The 3,575-nt window shown below is 71.6% G+C and carries 4 protein-coding genes; 3 read left to right on the forward strand and 1 reads right to left on the reverse strand.

What is annotated here, in order from left to right; translation table 11 throughout:
- The first annotated feature begins 553 nt into the window (after positions 1–553).
- Both AC2CHG_RS30600 and AC2CHG_RS30605 read left to right on the forward strand, forming a co-directional pair.
- The gene (locus AC2CHG_RS30600) at positions 554–1,129 is read left to right on the forward strand and encodes a hypothetical protein (protein WP_484526120.1); all 576 of its coding nucleotides are present in this window, start codon (positions 554–556) and stop codon (positions 1,127–1,129) included.
- A gap of 112 nt (positions 1,130–1,241) precedes the next feature.
- Positions 1,242–1,727: a hypothetical protein gene (locus tag AC2CHG_RS30605; protein WP_228531604.1), complete on the forward strand. Its 486-nt coding sequence runs from the start codon at positions 1,242–1,244 to the stop codon at positions 1,725–1,727.
- Between the two features lie 51 nt (positions 1,728–1,778).
- Here AC2CHG_RS30605 and AC2CHG_RS30610 read toward each other — a convergent pair whose 3' ends face one another.
- Positions 1,779–2,846 (reverse strand): GlxA family transcriptional regulator, encoded by a 1,068-nt coding sequence (locus tag AC2CHG_RS30610; RefSeq protein WP_484526121.1) that lies wholly within the window; start codon positions 2,844–2,846, stop codon positions 1,779–1,781.
- Positions 2,847–2,916: 70 nt separating this feature from the next.
- Between AC2CHG_RS30610 and AC2CHG_RS30615 the strand changes: the two genes are divergently transcribed.
- Positions 2,917–3,575, forward strand: a 659-nt coding sequence (locus tag AC2CHG_RS30615; protein WP_484526122.1) for an MFS transporter, incomplete at its 3' end; no start/stop codon positions are given.

Here is a 3,575-nt window from a genome sequence, read left to right on the forward strand (position 1 = left end):
GGCAGCACATACCACCCGACCCAAGATCCCTACCACGTGACACATGTATCGGGACTTCAACGCTGACAGATGTCATGGGACTGAACAGCCCGCATGAGGGCGCTTTCGTACCAAGATCTACGGCTGTTCCTGGGATGCGGATATGTGTCTCAGTGGTGCCGGGTCCGGGGCGTGTGGGTGGGGGTGTCCGGGTCGGGGGTGGTGGGCGGCACTCTGGTGGCGGAATCGTGGGCGGGTGCCGGGCGTTGTAACCGGGTGAACGACCGAGCACCGGCCGCGCCCCTGAGAGGCCGGCAGGTCTGTGGGAATCATCCCGGCGGGCTGGTCGTTGAACACGGTTCCGACGACGTGAACCCCGCGCCGCGCCCCGCGTGGTGGCGTGAGCCGGCCCGGGAATGATGCCGGGTGGTGGGTCGTTGGACATGCTTCCGGCGCCGCGCAGTGGCACCCCTGTGTCCCGCGAGCAGCCGGTCCCCAAGAACTTTTTTGAGCGCCTGACGGTGCCACGCGCCCTTCCCCCTGGGTGCGTCGACCCCCGAATGGAGCACTTGTGATGAACACGATTCTGCGTAAGAGCGTTCTGGGTATTGCTGGTCTGGCTTTCACCGGTGGCGTGTTCGCCGGTCCGGTCGCCGCCCACGCGGCCGACACCACCGCGAGCGTGAAGTCGGTGAGCGTGAGTGTGCAGGGTGACAAGCTGATCCCGCACGGTGTGCAGGGTGAGCAGTCGCGGATCGAGTTGAACGACGAGCAGACCACCAACGTGAAGGCGATCATCGCGGCCACGAAGAAGGCCGGCATGGACGAACGCGCCGCGGTCGTCTCCATCGCCACCGCGCTGCAGGAGTCGAAGCTGGAGAACCTCGGCCACCTCGGTGACCGTAACGACCACGACTCGCAGGGCCTGTTCCAGCAGCGTCCCTCCTCCGGTTGGGGCACGGTGGAGCAGATCACCGATCCTGAGTACTCGACGACGGCGTTCCTGAAGGGTCTGAAGCAGGTCGACGGCTGGAAGGACATGCCGCTGACCAAGGCCGCCCAGACCGTCCAGGTGTCGGCCTACCCCGACCACTACGCCCAGTGGGAGCAGCAGGCCGCCGACCTGGTAGCCGAGCACTGGAACAAGTAAGAGATACGAAGGCCGGCACCCCGAACCAACGGGGTGCCGGCCTTCACGCGTCCGGGTGAACCGGGCCCGGTAGCCGGGGTGGCCGCAGCGGCCGCGAGGGTTGGATGCGGGCATGGACGAGGTGGACGCCCCGGCACTACGGCAGGCGTACGAGGAGTTGTTCGCGGAGATCGACGCGGGCGGGTTCGGCCCACCGCCCGAGGGCCAGCTGAGCGCCGAGCAGATCGTCGCGCACCTCGCCGCCAACGACGAGCTGATGAGCGAGGCGACCGAGGCGGTGCTGGCCGGGTCGCCGTTCGCCTACTACGACCTGGACACCATCCACCGTCCGCAACTGGACGCGCTGGTCTCCGAGTGCGGCGGGCTGGACGGTCTGGCCGCGTTGTTCCGGGCCACCAGCCAGAAGTTGTGCGCGCTGGCCGAGCGGCTCGGCCCGGCGGCGGAGACACCAGTGGACACGGTGCTACGCGAGGGCTTCGACCTGGACGTGGACGACTCGCTGCCCTGGGGCAGGGCGCTGGACCTGCACATCCGTGTGCACCTGCCGCTGCACCTCGCCCAGCTCCGCGCCCTGCGCCGCCAGCCCCACCTCGCCTGAGCCGCCCGAACCGTCGAGCCGCCCGAACCGTCGAGCCGCCCGGACCGTCGATCATGCAGTTGTGGCAGTGGACAACTCCGGCATGCCCGGCCTTCCAGGCGCCACAACTCCATGATCGACGAGAGTGGAACGCGGAGTGGAACGCGGGGCAGGAGACGGGCGGAACGTTCGGCGGTAGGCGGTGGGGGATACGCCGACCCGGGTGTGGAAGTGCTGGCGCAGTGCGGCGGTGGTGCCGAAACCAGCGTCCCGGGCGATCCGGTCCACGCTCAGATCAGTCGTCTCCAACAGCACCCGGGCGTGCTCGGTGCGCTGCTGGAGCAGCCACTGCGCCGGGCTGAGGCCGGTCTCGGAGCGGAAGTGCCGGGTGAACGTACGGACGCTCATCCGTGCGTGCGCCGCCATCTCGCGCAGCGCCACCGGCTCGTGCAGCCGCTGCCGTGCCCACTCGCGGGTGGCTGCGGTGCCGTTGCCGGCGCCGCGGGGCACGGGCCGTTCGATGTACTGGGCCTGCCCGCCGTCGCGCCACGGCGGCACCACGCAGCGCCGGGCGGCCCGGTTGGCGACCGCGCTGCCGTGGTCGGTGCGGACGACGTGCAGGCACAGGTCGATGCCGGCGGCCACCCCGGCCGAGGTGAGCACACGGCCGTCGTCGACGAAGAGCACGTCGGGGTCGAGCGGTACGCCGGGGTGCAGGCGGCGGAAGCGCGACGCGTACGCCCAGTGCGTGGTGGCCGGGCGGCCGTCGAGCAGGCCGGCGGCGGCGAGTACGAACGCGCCGGTGCAGATGGACATGACGCGCGCGCCTCGGTCGTACGCGGCCCGCAGCGCGTCGGCCACCTCGACGGCAAGCGTGCCGTCGTGCAGCGGTGTACCCGAGTGGATGCCGGGGACGATCACGGTGTCGGCGCGCTCCAGCAGATCCAGGCCGTGGTCGGGGAGGACCTGGAAACCGGCGCTGCTGCGGACCGGCAGCCGGCCGGGGGTGCAGGTCGCCACCGCGTACAGCGGGATGTTGTCGTCGGCGCGGGCGGCGCCGAGGACCTGGGCCGGGGTGCCGAGGTCGAGCGCCACCACGCCGTCGAGGGCGAGGACGGCGACCCGGTGCGGTACGGACATGGCCCGATTATTGCGCACGATGGCTTTCCGGCCACTCGTCGCGGAAACCGCCCGGCCCGAGACTCGGTAGGTGACCCGATTCCGCCTGCACCCGGCCTGGCTCGTCGCCGCCGTCGCCTTCGTCGCGCTGGTCGGCGCGGCCGGTTTCCGCGCCACCCCGGGCGTGCTGCTGCACCCGCTGCACGCCGAGTTCGGCTGGCCGCTGGCGACCATCTCCGCCGCCGTCTCGGTCAACCTGCTGCTGTACGGCCTCACCGCGCCGTTCGCCGCCGCGCTGATGGACCGGTTCGGCATCCGCCGGGTGGTGGCCGGCGCGCTGGTGCTGGTGGCCGCCGGCAGCGGCCTGACCGTGGGGATGACCGAGAGCTGGCAGCTCCTGCTGTGCTGGGGCGTCCTCGTCGGGCTGGGCACCGGGTCGATGGCGCTGGCGTTCGTGGCGACGGTGACCGGGCGCTGGTTCGTCAAGCGGCGGGGCCTGGTGACGGGTGTGCTCACCGCCGGGGGCGCGGCCGGGCAGCTCGTCTTCCTCCCGCTGCTGGCGGTGCTGGTGCGCGACCACGGCTGGCGCACGGCGGCACTCGTCGTCGCCGGGGCCGCGCTGGCGGTCGTACCCCTTGTGGTGTGGTTGTTGCGGGAGTATCCGGCGGACCTGGGGCGGCCCGCCTACGGCGCGACCGAGGTCGTGCCGCCGGCCCGGCCGGCGGGCGGCGCTGCGGCGCGGGCGGTCGG

Source organism: Micromonospora sp. ATLC20, from assembly GCF_057196585.1.